The 17,517-nt window shown below is 44.3% G+C and carries 13 protein-coding genes; 7 read left to right on the top strand and 6 right to left on the bottom strand.

Annotated elements, in window-relative coordinates; genetic code table 11:
- Window positions 1–9 precede the first annotated feature (9 nt).
- Window positions 10–903, top strand: a complete 894-nt coding sequence (locus H4K34_RS13680) for a glutamate--tRNA ligase family protein (RefSeq protein WP_210757951.1) — start codon at window positions 10–12, stop codon at window positions 901–903.
- On the opposite strand, the gene H4K34_RS13675 is transcribed toward H4K34_RS13680, so the two are convergent.
- Window positions 876–2,315, bottom strand: a complete 1,440-nt coding sequence (locus H4K34_RS13675; RefSeq protein WP_210757950.1) for an ATP-dependent DNA helicase — start codon at window positions 2,313–2,315, stop codon at window positions 876–878. The genes H4K34_RS13680 and H4K34_RS13675 overlap by 28 nt on opposite strands.
- A 91-nt stretch (window positions 2,316–2,406) precedes the next feature.
- Here H4K34_RS13675 and H4K34_RS13670 point away from each other — a divergent pair, with 91 nt between their 5' ends.
- From H4K34_RS13670 to rsmD, 3 genes are read left to right on the top strand one after another with little or no spacing between them, the layout of a single operon-like run.
- On the top strand, window positions 2,407–3,015 hold the full coding sequence (locus H4K34_RS13670; protein ID WP_210757949.1) for a hypothetical protein: 609 nt from the start codon (window positions 2,407–2,409) through the stop codon (window positions 3,013–3,015).
- Complete coding sequence (locus tag H4K34_RS13665) at window positions 2,999–3,856, top strand: DUF3822 family protein (protein WP_210757948.1); 858 nt, start codon at window positions 2,999–3,001, stop codon at window positions 3,854–3,856. Before H4K34_RS13670 ends, H4K34_RS13665 begins: the two co-directional genes overlap by 17 nt.
- Window positions 3,853–4,407 (top strand): 16S rRNA (guanine(966)-N(2))-methyltransferase RsmD, encoded by a 555-nt coding sequence (rsmD, locus tag H4K34_RS13660; protein ID WP_210757947.1) that lies wholly within the window; start codon window positions 3,853–3,855, stop codon window positions 4,405–4,407. The genes H4K34_RS13665 and rsmD overlap by 4 nt, the downstream gene beginning before the upstream one ends.
- Here rsmD and rdgB read toward each other — a convergent pair.
- Window positions 4,382–4,960: an RdgB/HAM1 family non-canonical purine NTP pyrophosphatase gene (gene rdgB / locus H4K34_RS13655; protein ID WP_210757946.1), complete on the bottom strand. Its 579-nt coding sequence runs from the start codon at window positions 4,958–4,960 to the stop codon at window positions 4,382–4,384. The two genes, rsmD and rdgB, sit on opposite strands and share 26 nt — an antisense overlap.
- A 250-nt stretch (window positions 4,961–5,210) precedes the next feature.
- Here rdgB and H4K34_RS13650 point away from each other — a divergent pair, with 250 nt between their 5' ends.
- Together H4K34_RS13650 and H4K34_RS13645 are read left to right on the top strand one after the other, a co-directional pair.
- The gene (locus H4K34_RS13650) at window positions 5,211–8,000 is read left to right on the top strand and encodes a DUF4961 domain-containing protein (protein WP_210757945.1); all 2,790 of its coding nucleotides are present in this window, start codon (window positions 5,211–5,213) and stop codon (window positions 7,998–8,000) included.
- Between the two features lie 244 nt (window positions 8,001–8,244).
- On the top strand, window positions 8,245–8,592 hold the full coding sequence (locus H4K34_RS13645; protein WP_210757944.1) for a hypothetical protein: 348 nt from the start codon (window positions 8,245–8,247) through the stop codon (window positions 8,590–8,592).
- A 138-nt stretch (window positions 8,593–8,730) separates the two neighbouring features.
- Here the strand turns inward: H4K34_RS13645 and H4K34_RS13640 are convergent, their stop codons facing one another.
- The 4 genes from H4K34_RS13640 to dnaE all read right to left on the bottom strand — a co-directional run bounded on the left by H4K34_RS13640 (window position 8,731) and on the right by dnaE (window position 15,591).
- A complete protein-coding gene (locus tag H4K34_RS13640) occupies window positions 8,731–9,858 on the bottom strand; it encodes an alkaline phosphatase (protein ID WP_210757943.1) in 1,128 nt (375 codons plus the stop codon).
- The gene (locus tag H4K34_RS13635; protein ID WP_246452123.1) at window positions 9,858–10,796 is read right to left on the bottom strand and encodes a DUF58 domain-containing protein; all 939 of its coding nucleotides are present in this window, start codon (window positions 10,794–10,796) and stop codon (window positions 9,858–9,860) included. The genes H4K34_RS13640 and H4K34_RS13635 overlap by 1 nt, the downstream gene beginning before the upstream one ends.
- 101 nt (window positions 10,797–10,897) lie before the next feature.
- Window positions 10,898–11,215 carry a thioredoxin gene (gene trxA, locus H4K34_RS13630; protein WP_210757942.1) on the bottom strand — a complete coding sequence of 106 codons (318 nt, stop codon included), beginning with the start codon at window positions 11,213–11,215 and terminating at the stop codon, window positions 10,898–10,900.
- Window positions 11,216–11,283: 68 nt separating this feature from the next.
- Window positions 11,284–15,591, bottom strand: a complete 4,308-nt coding sequence (gene dnaE, locus H4K34_RS13625; RefSeq protein WP_210757941.1) for a DNA polymerase III subunit alpha — start codon at window positions 15,589–15,591, stop codon at window positions 11,284–11,286.
- Window positions 15,592–15,974: 383 nt separating this feature from the next.
- On the opposite strand from dnaE, the gene H4K34_RS13620 reads away from it, so the two are divergent.
- Window positions 15,975–17,462, top strand: a complete 1,488-nt coding sequence (locus H4K34_RS13620) for a T9SS type A sorting domain-containing protein (RefSeq protein ID WP_210757940.1) — start codon at window positions 15,975–15,977, stop codon at window positions 17,460–17,462.
- Window positions 17,463–17,517 lie beyond the last annotated feature (55 nt).

Below are 17,517 nucleotides of genomic sequence, written 5' to 3'. Positions count from 1 at the left end.
TAGCAGATATTGAACGAGGCCAAATATATAAAAACCCGCATCGCTCCTACTCCCTCCGGTTATTTGCATCAGGGGAACCTCTTTGCCTTTGCCCTAACTTGGTTGATGGCACGCAAGGAAGGGCTCTCCATCCTGCTTCGCATTGATGACCTCGATCGTGTACGCTATCGAGTGGAGTATTTGGAAGATGTATTCCGCAGCCTGGAAATACTGGGTATCGACTATGATGAAGGGCCCTCCGGAATTGAGGATTTTGAAAAAAACTGGTCGCAAGAGCTGCGTTTGGATCTTTATCACAGGGCCTTAAATCAGCTCAAAGATCAAAATCAGGTTTTTGCCTGTGATTGTTCTCGCAAAGACATTTTGGAGCTAAACTCTGAAGGCATTTATCCAGGTACTTGCTTGAATCGAAATTTGAGTTTGGATAATCCTGATTTCGCTTGGCGCTGGAAGAAAAACTCTGCCCAGCTTGAAATTAAAAATTGGTCAGGAAATTCCTGTTCTGAAGACTTTCCTCAAGCCATGCGTTATACGGTACTTAAAAGCAAAGCCGGACATCCTGCCTATCAAATGGCCTCTCTGATCGATGATGTACATTTTAAGATCAGCCATATTGTGCGCGGTGCCGATCTTAGGGATTCCAGTCTTTTCCAAATCGCCCTGGCCCAAGAACTTAATTTAAAAAGCTTTGAAGCGGTTCACTTCTATCACCATCCTTTGATTTTAGAGCGGGGCGAAAAACTATCGAAAAGTCAATCTGCACCTGCCGCTAAGATTTACCAAAATCCCCAAGCGCAAAAAGAGCTCTTTAAAAATCTAAGTAGGTATTTAAGCTTAAAGGAAAGTCCGGATTCTTTAACTGAGCTTCTAGCGCTCTATTCCCAATCCGGCTCCGAAGCCTGAGTGAAATAATGATCCGGGAAGCCCAATAAATAAACCTCCTCCCGCGCCCGGGTGATGGCCGTATACAACCAGCGTAAATAATCTAAAGTGATTTCTTCTTCCGGCCGCCAGGGGTGTTCTACAAATACCCTCTTCCACTGTCCACCCTGAGCCTTATGACCGGTTATAGCATAGGCAAATTTTACCTGCAAGGCATTGAGGTAGGGATTCTCCTTAAGCTCCTTCATTATAGCTGCCTTAGTAGGCAAATCCTGATAATCCAAGGCCACCTCATCGGCGAAAGCCCTTTGCTCCTCCCAACTTAAAGATGCACCCGGATGATCCAATACATCCAATAAGATAATGCTTTCGAAGGGCTCCGCATCGACATAATCGGTGAAGCGCAATTTCACCCGAGCAAAGCGCTTTCCATAAAGCTCGATCAATTGATAGATCTCCAATAATTCCAATATATCCCCATTGGCAATAAAGCTGGCCTTATGGCCATCGGGTAACCAGTGGTAATTGTTTTTTACCACCATCAGATAATCACCGGTCGAAATCTCATCTTCCTGCCAAAGCACCCGCCGTCGTAATTGCTGATTGTAAAGATTGGCGCGTTTATTCGATCGAACGATAATGCACATCTCCTCCTTACCCACTTCCGAAATGGCCTGATTCAAGGCATCTTCCACCTCAAAGCCCTCTTGCAAACGCAATACATCTGGACCTAATTTAAACTGTGGTTGATCAAAAGGGGGCTCAATCTGAAGCTTACGTAAAAAGGTGGCATTCGCTAAAAGCTGCGACTCTTGTTCTTGCCGCATTACTTCTTTAAGCTCCACTCCATAATTTTCCAATCCATACAAACGGGCTAGATAATCGCCATTCAAGGCCGGACTTTCATCACTCCCCACCGGGGGTAGCTGAGCGGTATCTCCTACCAATAAGAGTTGGCAACGCACACCACTATTCACAAATTCGAGCAAATCAGCTAATACCGATCCCGACCAATCACTGCGATCATCATTGATCATTGAAGCCTCATCAATAATAAAAACGGTGTCGCGAGCCTTATTGGGTCGCAAGCGGAAAATGGAAAACCCACGTCCATCCGTTTGCAATCGGTACACATATTTATGAATGGTAAATGCCGGTCGACCGGAATACAGACTCATAACCTTAGCCGCTCGCCCGGTAGGCGCCAATAAGACGGCCTTCTTTTGAAAAGCTTCCAGACTGGGAACCAGGGCTTGAATAAGGCTGGTTTTACCGGTTCCAGCATAACCGCGCAGTAAAAAAACCAGGTCGGCACGCGGTTCTGCAAAAAAGAGCGTTAACTGTTTAAATGCTTCAAGCTGCCCCTGTGTTGGCTGATGGGGAAAAGCCTTTTTCAGATGTGTATAAAAAGCTCTTTTCCATTCCTTATTCATCCTTCAAAAGTAGGGTTGAAAAAACAAGTTTGCCAACTAAAAAAAATTGTAGTTTTGTCGCAAGCACGAACACCAAACGTCCGTAAATAGAATGAATTCCACGACTTCAACGCTAATTAAGATTGGTCTTTTCTTACTGATTGTTTTCTTGGGTTATCGCCTATACTCGATCATCCTTGATCCGATCAACTATGAAAAATTAAAAGAGCGTCGCTATACAGCGGTGAAATCTAAACTGGAGCAAATTCGAGATATTCAAAAAGCCTACCGTACTGAGTACAGCGAGTTCGCTGCCGACTTAAATGCGGTAATTGCTTTTGTTGATACCGGTAAAATTGCCCGTGTAGAGCGTAAAGACTCTACCTTTATGTATTACAATGAGACCTACCAACAAGAAATGGAAAAGGATACCATTGTAAAGAAAATTTTGGGCTACGAATCCGTAAAGCTTAAACTCTTTAATGCTGATTTTGATCCGGAAAGCTTACGCTACATTCCTTTCAGCAACAATAAAGAATTCGATCTGAAAGCCGGAAAGCTGGAAGTTAATGATGTGGTAGTTCCTGTATTTGAAGCCAAAGCTTCTAATACCGCGATCTTCCACGATGTATTGAACAAATATGGCCAGTACATTGATGAGGAGTATGCCTTACAAGTAGGCGACATGAACGAACCTACATTAAGTGGTAACTGGAGATAATATAGCCGAGCTTTCGCTCAAAGTCGACCCAGGCTTAAACCGCGATACGCTCAAAGATTGTCATACCGTGTTAAGCCTGTCCAAGACAGGCTTTTCCATTCTGGTAGCTGGGGAAAACAAGCGTCGTATTCTCCTCAGTGCCCAAAGATTTTGGAAAGAAGAAAAATCGGAAACTAAGCTAATTGAACTCTATGAAAAGAGTTTGGATCAATTGCCTGTTAATCCCGATCTCTCGGCCAGCCTAAAGTGCCTGGTCAATTTTCAAAAATTCAGCCTGGTTCCCGAACATTTTTACCAAAAAGGCAAAGGCCAGCAAATCCTATCCTATACCGCCAAACTCCAAAAAGGTGATCGCATTTACACCGATCACTGGACCCATAGCGAAGCCTTAATGGTGCATGCTATTCCCGAAAGCATTAGCGATTGGATCAACAAGCGCTTTATGCAAGCGCAAATCCAGCATCAGGCCAGTGCCATTGAAAACCTGTATCAGGCCACTAAAAGCGAAAGCTTTACCGGCATCCTTTATGTAAATCCGGGCGAAGCTGATTTTTATTTAGCTCAAAAAGGTAAGGTGCAGTGGTATAATAAATTCCAGTTCCAAACGGAAGAAGACCTATTGTACTTCATATTATACAGCCTGGAACAAAATCGATTCTTACCTACCGAATTGCACCTTAAAGTGGGCGGCTTAAGCCTGAAAGGTGACAAGCTTCGTAGCCTACTCGAACGCTACATTGGAGAGGTTAAAGACATTTCGGTTCCCAACAATTACCAGCTCTCGCCGATGATCAGTGAGAAAGATCTGCGCGAGAACATCAATTTATTAGGCGTTTTATGACCCGTATTATCAGTGGGAAATTTCGTGGTAAGCTTATTAAAGCACCACTCAATTTACCCGTTCGACCTACAACCGACTTCGCTAAAGAAGGTTTGTTCAATATCTTGAATAATCATTTCTACTTTGAAGAAATCACGGTTCTGGATCTCTTCGCCGGTACGGGTAATCTATCCTACGAATTAGCCAGTAGAGGTTGCGAGCAAATTACGGCGGTAGACCAAAACCCAAAATGCTGCAGCTTTATTGAGAGAACAGCTCAAAGTATTGGCTTTGCCGACATCCTGCAGGTTCAGAGAGCGGAAGTTCTGGATTTTGTAAAACGCGATTACCGCACTTACGATCTGATTCTAGCCGATCCTCCTTATGATTATACTCAATACGAGGAATTAATAGAGCAGATCATTTTCAAGAAACTCCTGGCGGAGGATGGCTTTCTGGTACTGGAACATGATCGCGAAACCGATCTCTCCCACTTAGAGCACTTTTATGAAGTCCGTAATTACGGTAAGGTAGCCTTCAGTTTTTTCAGCTTGGCTGAAGAAAGCGAATAAAGGCTTCTAATGCTCTACCCCGGTGGCTAATGGCATTCTTGGCAGCCGGGCTCATCTCGGCAAAACTTAAACTTTCCCCTTCGGCACAAAAAACAGGATCATAGCCAAATCCCTGTTCGCCCTGTTGCTGCTCGAGAATCCGACCTTTTACCTTACCACTAAAAAAGTGCTTTTCACCTTGGGCATCTATATAGCAGATTACTGTTTCGAAATAGGCATAGCGATTTTCTTCACCTTCTAATTCTCTAAGCAGTTTAGCCATATTAGCCTGAGCATTGGCTTCCGGGCCGGCATAACGCGCTGAGAAAACGCCAGGGGCCCCATCCAAAGCGGGAACGATTAAGCCTGTATCATCTGCAAATACCGGTTTTTGATACTCTTTAAAAATGCGCTCGGCCTTAATCGCTGCATTAACATCAAGACTATTTCCAGTCTCCGGGATATCTTCAGTAAAACCCAAATCCTTTAAAGAAGCTATCTGATAATCGGGAAGCAATTGACGGATTTCCCGACTCTTATTGTCATTGTGGGAGGCAAAAATTAAATCGGCCATGAGAATGCATTTTTCTGGAGGCCAAAGAAAGGCTTTTAAGAAAAATTGAGGGCCAAAAAAGTTGAAATTCCAAATTGGATTTTTCTGAATCCTGCCTAAATCTACTTTGTCGAAAAAGCGCGTATCTCAAGCTAGGACTGGGTTTAAGTGTAAAAATGACACAAACTAGACTAGCAAAGGGATACAGAGCGAGAACCCCTTTTGATCAATACAATTTTTATGTATTTTGCAGAGTAAATTTTATACTACTATGGACTTTAAGATTACTAAGCTTTGGATGCTGATACTGCTCCCCTTTGTCATCCCGGCACAGGTGGTATCCGTAGACCCGGCCTTTCCAACTCAAAATGACACGGTAACTATCACCTTCGATGCAACTGAAGGGAATGGTGCCTTAGTGGGATTTGTACCCGTATATGCTCACACCGGAATTATTACTCAAGCCGGTGGCCCCGGAAACTGGCAAAATGTACAGGGCAACTGGGGAACCGCAGATCCGAATGTAGTAATGACTCCCCTTGGGAACAATAAACACAGCATTACCTACCACATCCCTACCTTCTATAATGTAAGTGCGGGTACGGTGGTAACCGAATTATCCTTCGTATTTAGAGATCAAGCTGGAAATAATGTGGGCCGTGCCGCCGATGGCAGCGATATTTTCTACCCTATTTATCCTGCGAATGCCGGACTTTTAGCCGCATTCTTAAGTCCTGCTACTACTCAAATCGCCACTACTGGTCAAAACCTCAGCTTCAGCGGAGCTACCAGTAAAGATGCGGATATCGACATTTATGATAATGGTGTTTTAAAAAGCTCGGTTAGCAATGCCCGCAGCATTAATAGCAGCTTTGCGGCTGGCGCTGCAGGTATGCACTTAGTGGAACTGGTTGCCGATGATGGCAGCACTATTGAGCGCGACACCGTATACTATGTGGTAAATAGTGCTGTGCAAACTCAGGCCGTTCCTTCTGGCACCGAGTATGGTATCAATTACGATAGCCCCTCCAAAATCACCTTGAAGCTTCATGCTCCTTTTAAAAATTACGTTTATGTAATTGGTGATTTCAACAATTGGCAACCTCATCCGGATTACTTCATGAAGAAAGATCCGAATGGTAGTGATTGGTGGTTAAGCATCGATAACTTGAATCCTGGTGATTTCTATGCCTTCCAATATTGGGTGGATGGCGACCTCAAAGTTGCGGATCCCTATTCAGAATTAATTCTCGATCCTTGGAACGACTCCTATATCGGTGCTACTACCTGGCCTAATTTACCTGACTATCCTACCGGGAAAACCACGGGTATCACCAGCTTAATCCAGATGGATCGTCCGGCTTATAATTGGCAAAATCCAAATTTCACGCCTCCCGGCAAGGATGAGCTGATCATATACGAATTACATATCCGCGATTTCATCGCCACCCACAATTACCAAACTCTAATTGACACTTTAGACTACCTGGATCGCCTTGGTGTTAATGCCATCGAATTGATGCCGGTTAATGAATTTGAAGGCAATGAAAGTTGGGGCTATAACCCAAGCTTCCACATGGCTTTGGATAAATATTATGGCACACCAGAGAAGTTTAAAGAGTTTGTAGACATCTGCCATGGTCGCGGTATTGCCGTTATTATTGATGTCGTACTTAACCATGCCTTTGGTCAGAGTCCTTTAGTGCAATTGTATTTTGATCCGACTGCGGGTCAATATGGTAAGCCTTCCCCCCAAAACCCTTGGTTAAACGTAGACGCCAAACATGATTTCAATGTAGGCTACGACTTCAACCACGAATCACAGGCTACCAAAGATTTTGCCGAGCGCATTATGAAATATTGGGTAAGCGAGTACAAGGTGGATGGTTATCGAATGGACCTCTCCAAAGGCTTTACTCAAAACAATACTTTAGGGAATACCGGTGCCTGGGGTCAGTACGACCAAAGCCGTATCGACATCCTAAATCGCCTAAAAGGCCAGATGGAATCTGCTAAATCTTCAGCCGTGATGATTCTGGAGCATTTTGCGGATAATTCTGAAGAAAAGGCCCTTTCGGATCAAGGCTTCTTGCTTTGGGGAAATCACAATCACGATTATGGCGAAGCAGCCATGGGCTGGTTATCCGGTTCTAACTTCTCTGGTGCATTCCATTCGCAACGCGGTTGGACCTATAAGCATTTGGTTGCCTATCAAGAAAGTCATGATGAGGAGCGCATTATGTACAAATTGCTGAACTATGGTAATTCCTCCGGCGGTTACGACACTCAAGTTTTGGCAACTGCTCTGGCGCGTAAAGAATTAACTTCTTTATTCCTCTACACTATCCCCGGACCTAAAATGCTCTGGCAATTTGGCGAATTGGGTTATGATGTAGGAATTAATGATCCTTGTCGCGTATGTAATAAGCCCATTCGCTGGAACTATCAAAATGATGCCAACCGGGCCCGACTTTTCGAGGTGGTTTCAGATATCATCAACCTAAGAGTTCAGAATCCTACCTTTAATAGTAATAACTACCGCTATGACTTAAGTGGTGCTACCAAGCGAATTAATCTGGATCACAGCAATTTCAATGCGACCATCCTCGGTAACTTCGATGTTGTGGCTCAAAATGCAGATCCTAACTTCCAAAATACCGGATGGTGGTACGAGTACTTTAGTGGAGATAGCATTAATGTGAGCAATGTAAATGCCACTTTGAATTTACAGCCTGGTGAGTACCGCCTGTACACCACTCAAAAAATTGAAGTGCAAAATGATGTGTCATTGGGTGAAAATCCACTCTTCACTGAGCAATTACTGGTATACCCAAATCCTGCTGAAGACCGCATCATCATCGAACTTAATGGTCGCGGAAAAGAAAATGCCCAATTAAGCATTTACGACCTCAGCGGAAATCTATTGCTTCAAAACAGTTTAGAAAAAACTGCGGTGGGCGAATACCTAGAATTAGAAGTAAGTCATCTCCCCAAGGGAATGTATCTGGTTCAGGTAGAACGAGACGGTGAAAGCTTCCACCAAAAGATTATGCTGCGTTAAGAACAGCCTACTAATGAGCGAAAAGCCCCGAGCCCATAGGTATCGGGGCTTTTTTATTGCCGCTAAACACCTCATGATCAGAGCTCTACCAAAGCCAGACTCCTGAAACTAATTATTGCAGCCAAAATTCTGATTGCCAATTACTTAGTAAAGCAATAGGTATTTTATACTACCGCATCAGTCTGATTGATAGTCGTTTTGTATGTGAAAAGCCTATATTTGTATCTGTATAGAGGGATTTTTTATGGTAATAGACAAGGAAGAAGCCTTGGAACTATTAACCGCAAGATTTGATCATGTGCAAGCAATACCAAAGCTTTCACGCCAGGAAAGAGAAGCGGAACTCATTGGAGGCAAAATGCCTCGCTACTCTTTTTATCAGGTGAAAGACCGCAGTGGTGATCAAACTTACGAGATGGTAGTTCGGCTCAGAGAATTCAGGAGTGGTGATCACCATTTTGAATTCAGCGTTTCACAAAATGAACCATTGTACCACCGTTTGGACATTGAAATGCCAGACCAGGACCTCGTGTTCCAGGTGCAAATGTTGCTGGATTCAATGAACCGCATCCTATTGCGTCCCGCAGTATAAAACTGCAGAAATACCTGGTCTGCCTTGTGCAGGCCTTGAATGTCGAGTTCGTTTAGTGGGTAATAGATAGTCGGACTTGAAAAAACATTCGAGGGGGTATTCTCTAAAAACGCGTCAGTTTACTGGCGCGTTTTCTTTTTAATTATAACCCGCCAACATCATCATTTTCTGATAAATGCTGTTGTTCTGATAAATCCCACTGAAGATTTGACTTCCAGGTCCATAAGCCAATACCGGAACCATGCTTGAAGAGTGTCCACCACTACCGAAGCTAAAGCGCAAGGAATCGTAATCATTTTGCTTGCCGCGGAAAGGCACTTCCACCTCTTCACTTACCATTGCGAAACCACCACATTCGTGATCAGCAGTTACAATAACGATCGTATTACCATCCTTCTCAGCGTAATCGAGAGCCACGCCAATTGCCTTATCAAAATCCAGCATTTCATTAACCAAATATTCGCCATTGTTAGCATGACCACCCCAGTCAATTTGAGAACCTTCTACCATCATAAAGAAAGGCTCATCCGCTGCCGTAGCATCAAAATAATCCAAAGCCATAGCAGTAGCATTTGGTAAAAATTCATCCCGACCTTGATAAACAGGAGTCATCCCATCTTGAGCCAACAAATAGGCATAACGCTTATCCTTCTGCCATTGCTTAGCCTCTAAAGCAGTGGTATCTACTTCGATTCCCACCTTGGCAAAATCTGGAAATAAATTGCGCTCATCCAAACGATTGAAGAAAAAGCGCTTCCCCCCTCCTGCTGCGAAATCAACCTGAGAGCTTAGGAACTGCTCCGCGATTTCAAATTCCTGCTTACGCATTGGAACATGGGCATAAAAAGAAGCCGGAGTTGCATGAGTTATAGAAGAAGTAGCAATTAGGCCTGTCTTCCAATTTTCTTTATCCAGATACTCTAAAATAGTTTCCAAGGCAGTGGTATCTGCCGCCATTCCAATAGATCCATTATAGGTTTTAACTCCGCAACTAAAGGCGGTTGCCCCGGCTGCCGAATCAGTAATCTTATGGCTGCTGCTGGAAGTACGACTTAAACCTACAATCGGAAAGCGTAGGTATTGCGGCTCCTTATTGCCATAAAATAGCGCCGTAGATAATTGTGCATGGCCCATACCATCTCCAATCATCAGGATAATATTAGGACGCTTGGCTTTGGGCTTCTTCGCCGATTTAGCTTGAGGCTGATTGCCATCTGCCACGAAAAACAAGGTCAGTAAGCTGAGGATAAGAGCATTGAAGTTCATCAATAGAGCTTTTTACGTTTAAGTAAGTAGGATTGTAAAACTTTAGAATATCCATCTTTCACATCCACCTCATGCAGGTCGATGCGATATTGCAAGCATTTCCGTCTTAAAAGATCGCGGAATGCATTCATTTGTTCTTGATAAGCCCCTTGAATATCGGCTGGATTGAGGCGCAGTTCTTGCCCGGTTTCCAGATCCACAAATTTGTGAGGGCCCGATTGAAAATCAAAGTCTGTTTCTGTCTCACGATCTAAGGTGTGAAACAGAACCACTTCGTGTTTGCCATGCTTCAAATGTTGCAGGGCATCTAAAAAAGCTTGGGGATCATCTTGCACCTCCAATAGATCACTGAAAATGATAATTAGAGAACGACGCTCTGTGCGCTCTGCCATTAAATGCAGTTGATCACTCAGGCTCACCTGCTCCTCTCCTTTTAACGATTTCTCCTCTAAAATTTGAGAAAGCTTGGTGGCTAAGGCCTTATGATGCTGATAGGTTGAACCTACCTGACTGTGAAAATCCTCTCTACCAAATAAACTCAGGGCAACGGCATCACGCTGACGCTTGAGCAAATTCATCAAGGCCAAAGTGGCGGTAGCACTAAACAGAAATTTGGAAGGATTTTCCACCTGGCGCATGCGCTCCCGAGGGTAGAACATACTCCCAGAAGTATCTAAGAGAATCCGACAGCGTAAATTGGTTTCCTCCTCATAGCGCTTGGTGTACAAACGATCGGTACGGGCAAAGAGCTTCCAGTCGATATTACGAATGGATTCGCCAGGATTGTAAATTCGATGTTCCGAAAATTCTACCGAGAAGCCATGAAAGGGACTTTTATGTAATCCGGTAATAAAACCTTCTACCACTTGCTTAGCCAGGAGCTCAAGCTGCTCAAAATCGCGGTAATGAAAAGGTTCTAATGATTGAATTTCAGCCACTTTACAGGATAAAAGGGTAGATAACAATGATACTAAAAAGCCTTCGATTGCCCATAAAAAAACCCCGCTAATAAGCGAGGTTCTTCTTCTGGTAGAATATCTTACATCTGAGCGTCCAGCTTAGCTGCCAAAGCAGTTTTAGGAGCTACTCCTACTTGCTTGTCTACTACTTCTCCGCCTTTAAACACCAATAAGGTTGGAATATTACGGATACCGTATTTCATGCTGATCTCGCCGTGTTGGTCTACATTCACTTTGCCGATTACTGCTTTACCGTCGTATTCTTGAGACAGTTCTTCTACAATCGGGCCTACCATACGACAGGGACCACACCATTCTGCCCAAAAATCAACCAATACGGGTTTGTCTGAGTTCAGTACCAATTCTTCGAAATTGGCTTCGGTAAATTCTAATGCCATTATTTAATCCTTTATTGAGGGTTACAAAATTAGTTTTTCATTCATAATACGAAGCAATCCCATTATCCTTAATCGGCCTTTAATTGCATTCGCGCAAAGGGTAAGGCTTTCAGAGCATCTAAACTCTGTTTATGCAATGCGATGCCAGCCTTGCTACGACGCGGCATACGCAGATTTATCTTCGGATTCTCTGCATCAAAAATCAAAAGATTCAGCGACTTCTCCCCTTGATATTCATTTATAATGGCATTGATTGCCTCTATATTTTCGGGGTTTACGGATTGCACTGCCAGCTGCAATTCTACTCCACGAGCATGGCGTTCCAATACATCCTGGATCAAGCTTACCTGGCTAATTTTCGCTTCGATCCTTTCGGTAGCGCCTTCCCAACGCGGCGTATAGCGAGAGATTTTACCACGAATTAAAACCAGCAAATTGGTTTCGATATAAGACTTGAATTTCAGGTAATCATCTCCAAAGAGCGCAAACTCATGCTTACCGCTATAATCTTCAATGGTAAATCGGCCGAAAGGTTTGCCACTACGCGCTGTGAGGTGCAAGGCATCCGAGATAATTCCGGCCACACAAAAATCATTCATCCGCTCCATCATTTGGAATTCCGACAAACGATTGGTCACCACATGATCCATCTCGTACTTAAAATCATCCAGGGGATGCGAGCTTAAGTAAAGACCATTCACCTCTTTCTCCTTACCCAATAAGAACATCCGTGGCCAGGGCTGCACCACCGGAACTTCGGGTTCGGGCATGTCTACTTCCTGGCTTTCGCCGAAAAGCGATACCTGCGCAGATTCTTCCTGAGCCTTATGCATTTGGGCATAACGGAGGGCACGTTCCAAAAAGGTCTTACCATCCTGTCCTTCGCTAAAGAAGGTAGCCCGGTGTACCTTGGGGAAATTATCAAAAGCCCCACCTAAGGCCAGGCTCTCCAAGGTTTTCTTGTTTACTGCTCTTAGGTCAATACGCTTTAATAAATCGAAGAAGGTATTAAAGGAACCGTTTTCAAAGCGCTCATTAACAATCGCCATTACCGCACCTTCACCAACGCCCTTCATTCCTCCTAAACCGAAGCGAATAGCGCCTTCATCGTTTACGGTAAACTTAAATTGGGATTCATTTACATCCGGACCCAAAACCGGAATTTCCATACGCTTACACTCCTCCATAAAAAAGGTCACCTTCTTTATGTCGTTCATGTTATGGGTAAGCACCGAGGCCATATACTCGGCCGGATAATTCGCTTTAAGATAACCCGTATGGAAGGCTACTACCGAATAACAAGTAGAGTGCGATTTGTTAAAGGCATAGGCCGCAAAAGCTTCCCAGTCCTTCCAAATCTTATTTAGTTTTTCTTCGTCGTGCCCACGTTCTTTCCCCTGATCAATAAACTGGGGCTTCATCTTATCCAGCACGTCTCGCTTCTTCTTACCCATGGCCTTCCGCAGTACGTCGGCCTCACCCTTGGTAAAGCCCGCCAGACTTTGGGAAAGAAGCATTACTTGCTCCTGATAAACGGTAATCCCATAAGTTTCCGCCAGGTACTCCTCCATTTCCGGGAGGTCGTAAGTGATTTCCTCGGTGCCGTGTTTACGGGCAATAAAGTTGGGAATGTATTCCAGAGGCCCCGGACGGTAAAGGGCGTTCATCGCAATAAGGTCTGCAAACTTATCCGGCTTTAAAGCCTTCAGGTGCTTTTGCATACCCGGACTTTCAAACTGGAAGGTACCATTGGTTTCACCCCGCTGGTAGAGCTCAAAGGTCTTGAGATCATCCAGTGGAATTTCGTCGGTATCAATCTCCACTCCATGCCGAGCTTTCACAATGGCAATGGCATCTTTGATGATACTCAGGGTTTTCAAGCCCAGGAAGTCCATCTTCAGCATCCCGGCGCTTTCTACCACCGAGTTATCAAACTGAGTTACATAGAGATCGGAGTCTTTGGCTACCGAAACCGGAATAAACTTGGTAATATCATCAGGGGTAATAATCACCCCACAGGCATGAATTCCGGTATTTCGTACCGAACCCTCTAATATACGGGCCTGGTTTACCACCTGAGCTTCCAGGCTATTTTGATTGGAAAGTTCCTTCAATTGTTTCCCCAAAGGCAAAAGATCGCCATTGAGGTTTTCGCTCATCTCCTTATCACTCCAGGCAAAGAGCTTATTGAGTTTTACATCGGGTACCAATTTGGCCACACGATCGGTTTCGGAGAGCGGTAATTGCAATACCCGACCGGCATCACGAATCGCCGACTTACCAGCCATGGTACCGTAGGTAATAATCTGCGCTACCTGGTTTTGACCGTATTTATTTACTACCCAATCGATAATCTTACCCCGACCTTCATCGTCAAAGTCGATATCAATATCCGGTAGCGACACCCGATCCGGATTCAGGAATCTCTCAAAAAGTAAATCGTACTTAATGGGATCCACATTGGTAATACCAATACAATAGGCCACCGCCGATCCAGCGGCCGAGCCCCGTCCAGGACCTACACTCACTCCCATTTCACGGGCCTGCGAAGTAAAATCCTGCACAATGAGGAAGTAGCCCGGGTATCCGGTATTGGCGATGGTATCCAGCTCAAAGTCGAGACGCTGCTTAATATCATCCGTAATCTCACCATAGCGAGATTTGGCTCCTACATAAGTAAGATGCCGCAGGTAATTATTCTCCCCGCGCTTACCTCCATCCTTTTCATCTTCCGGATCGCGAAATTCATCCGGGATATCAAAGGCGGGTAAGAGTACATCCCGAGCCAGGTCGTAAGCTTCAATTTTATCTACTATTTCTTGAGTGGTGGCAATGGCCTCCGGACGATCTGCGAAGAGCTGTTTCATCTCCGCGTCGGTCTTAAAATAGTATTGATCATTGGGGAAGCCGTAGCGATATCCACGTCCCCTTCCAATGGGTGTACTTTGGTATTCGCCCTCTTTTACGCAGAGCAAAATATCGTGGGCATTGGCATCACCCTCACCCAAATAGTACACATCATTCGATGCAAAATATTTTACGCCATGCTTTTGGGCAAAGCGAATCAAAGTTTGGTTTACCACTCGCTCTTCTTCCAAGCCATGGTCTACCAACTCTACATAAAAGTCCTCACCAAAATGCTCGAGGTACCACAAGAAGGCTTCCTCGGCTTGCTTCTCACCCACGTTCAAAATCAATCGTGGAATTTCGCCATTGAGGCTGCCTGTTGTTACAATGAGGTTTTCCTTGTATTGTAAAAGCAAATCACGATCAATACGGGGCACATAGTAATAGCCATCCGTAAAACCATGAGATGAAAGCTTGGCCAAATTATGGTAACCCGCCTTATTCTTGGCTATGGCAACTATTTGAAAACCATTATCCTTAACCGACTTATCCTTATGATCGCGGCAGAGGTAAAATTCTACACCCACAATGGGCTTTAAGCCTGCTGCTCTGGCGGCCGAAACGAATTTAAAGGCGCCGTATAAATTGGCAATATCGGTCATGGCCACCGCAGGCATTCCCTCCTCCTTGGCCTTATTTATTAAGGCATTCACATCGCAGGTAGCCTGCAAAATAGAATATTGGGTATGGACATGCAGGTGGGTAAATTTCAAATCGGCATCGAGAACGATGTCCTGGCTTTCGCCTGATCTGCCACCAGCGGCTTGCCGAGCTTCCAGTTCTCGGGCCAGTTCTTTAAAGCTTTGAACCTTGAGGCCAATCGGCTTTATCATGGCGGGATTTGCCGCTGCAAAAGCATCACGCTCCGCTTCAGTCCACTCTAAATGTTTATCGGTAAAAATCCCGAGGCGCACTGCTTCGAAGAAACAGCGTGTGGTAGCCTCCACATCAGCTGCGGCATTATGTGCCTCAGCGAATTTGTGTCCGAAGAGCTTTTCATGCAGCTCCTCCAAACGAGGCATTTTATAGCCCCCGCCTCGACCACCAGCCAATTGGCAATATTCACGGGTTTCCTCACCTGTATCCAGTACAGGAAGGCCTTCTAAGATATTCTCTTGCTCCAAGCGCAGGTATTCGCAACCCAGAATATTGTTATCGAATTGAAGGTTATGCCCTACCAGGAACTTGGCCTTTTTTACCGCCTCACTAAAGTGGTGCATGGCTTCTTCTAGGGGTACCCCGTATTCTTTGGCAACCGCGGTGGTAATACCGTGAACCTTGGCAGCATTAAAGGGAATATCAAAGCCATCCGGCTGAATCACAAAATCCTGGGCCTCCACCAGATTTCCCTGCTCATCATGCAACTGCCAAGCAATCTGAACCGCACGGGGCCAGTTCTCAAAATCACTTAAGGGCGCATCATCGCGGATGGGTAAACCGGTTGTTTCGGTATCAAAAATTAAAAACACTGGGCCTGAGAATTTTAAATGTCCTGCAATCGAAGCTTAAAAATACTAAGCTTTTCGAGGCAGCGCTATGCTTGTTTATAAGATTGGATAACTCCACAGATTAAGCAATAAATGTCTATCAATCAAAGCAATACCCTGAAATATCCACTGAATTTTGCTTGCTTGCAGAGCAAGAACGATTCGTCAACGCCTTAATCGAAAAACACCCTGATTTAGCCCTTAAAGTAGAAAAACGACTATTGAACCACTGTCTTCATTGAGATAACGAAAGACAGCCTTGATAAAAACTAAATCCTATCGGCTACTCATATAGCCATTGATTAGAATCACTTCCTATTTCAGAAAAATTATCCTTTTCTACTTTTAGGCAAAATCAACTTAACATGCTTAAAGGAACTGCCAAGCATAGACTTCTTCTTTTGCTTTCATTTTTATCGACCGGAATTCTAAATGCCTCACATAATGATGATGGCTGGATTCATTTTAAACACATCAGCGGCACCCAAAACGACTATGTAATTACCCTGTATCAGGTACTCATGTTGCCTCGAGACTCCAATACACTCTACATAAATGACATCCACATTTCGGATGGCAATCTCTACGATACCACTGTAACCCTTCCTTTAGTTAATCCCCCTGCTGCACTCACCCATTTTAAGGGACCACAAGCTTGGTGGGCAGCCAGTTACAACTGCCTTTCTATAAACGGCAGTGCGCAGCATTATGAAAACGATTACTATGTTTATCGCGACACCATAAGGCTACCACATAGTGCTCGCTTCACCCTAACTAAACTCTTAAACCCCACATCATCCAAAGCAAACATTGTTGACAATTCAGGGCATCAAATAATCACTGCGGTCATTGACAATCGATTCGGACCAGTGAGTTTGCCCTTAATGAGTCGCGATATGTTGGATCGATTCTTACCAGAAGATCAATGGCTATGGAAAGGCCATATAGACACTTCCTACCTTAGTCCAGGTGATAGCTTTTCGCAAGCGTTCTATCATGGCTATTTTGACGATGGAGGTTCCTACAATCCTTTACCCTACAAACCGGGCTTTACTGAGCAACAACCATTGGGTCCTAATCGTAGTTTGATCCAAAATAGAACCACCTTTCCCTTTCGGTTTAAAATCATAGATGACGAACGATACATGGTCATTGTGCGCATGAGTGTAAAACGCTTTTCTACTCAAAGTCAAACTTGGATTGAAGTGGGTTCCAGCGAGCATGATTTCACCTTCATAGGTCGGGATAGCACCAATAATATTTCGAATCAAGTTCAATTCTCAGATTTAAGTACCGGTGGTCTTAGTCCAATTTGTGGTGACTCATTGATCTACCTTAAAACCAATGCCACAATTTATCCTCCCAGCCTCGATAATCAGGGGACTCAGTTTTGGCTTCAAGGCGCAAATGGCCAGGTTCATCCGATAATTGAAGCGCAGCAATTGGGGCCAGATAGCATCCGCATTCGCACCTTACAAGCTTTGAATACCAATCAAAATTACAGCCTGCAAATTCGTCCAGATTTAAACTCTGGTCAGCAAATTCAATCCGTTTGTGGCATTGCCTTTCCACTCGACACCCTGAATTTCACCATTCAAGATTGCGCGCTTGGTTTAGAAACTGAGGAAGCACAATTAAAGCTCTACCCAAATCCTAGCCAGGGACTTCTCAAAATTGAAAATGCTCCCGTGGGTAGCCAATATGAAATATGGACCCTTAATGGGATGACAGTGGCAGAAGGCTTGGTAGAAAATCAACTAGACTTAAACTTAAAACCCGGTTTATACCTTATCCATATTAAAAAGGCATCAGGCGAAAGCCTCGCCAAAAAGAAGCTTCTGATTAGGAATTAAGAAGCCAGACTCGCTCTTTATATTGCGCTTATAATCAGTTACATTAGAGCCTCCA

Origin of the sequence: Croceimicrobium hydrocarbonivorans, from assembly GCF_014524565.1 — a bacterium.
Lineage (GTDB): Bacteria > Bacteroidota > Bacteroidia > Flavobacteriales > Schleiferiaceae > Croceimicrobium > Croceimicrobium hydrocarbonivorans.
Note: the sequence above shows the minus strand (reverse complement) of the source record. Positions and strands in the feature narration are given on the sequence as shown.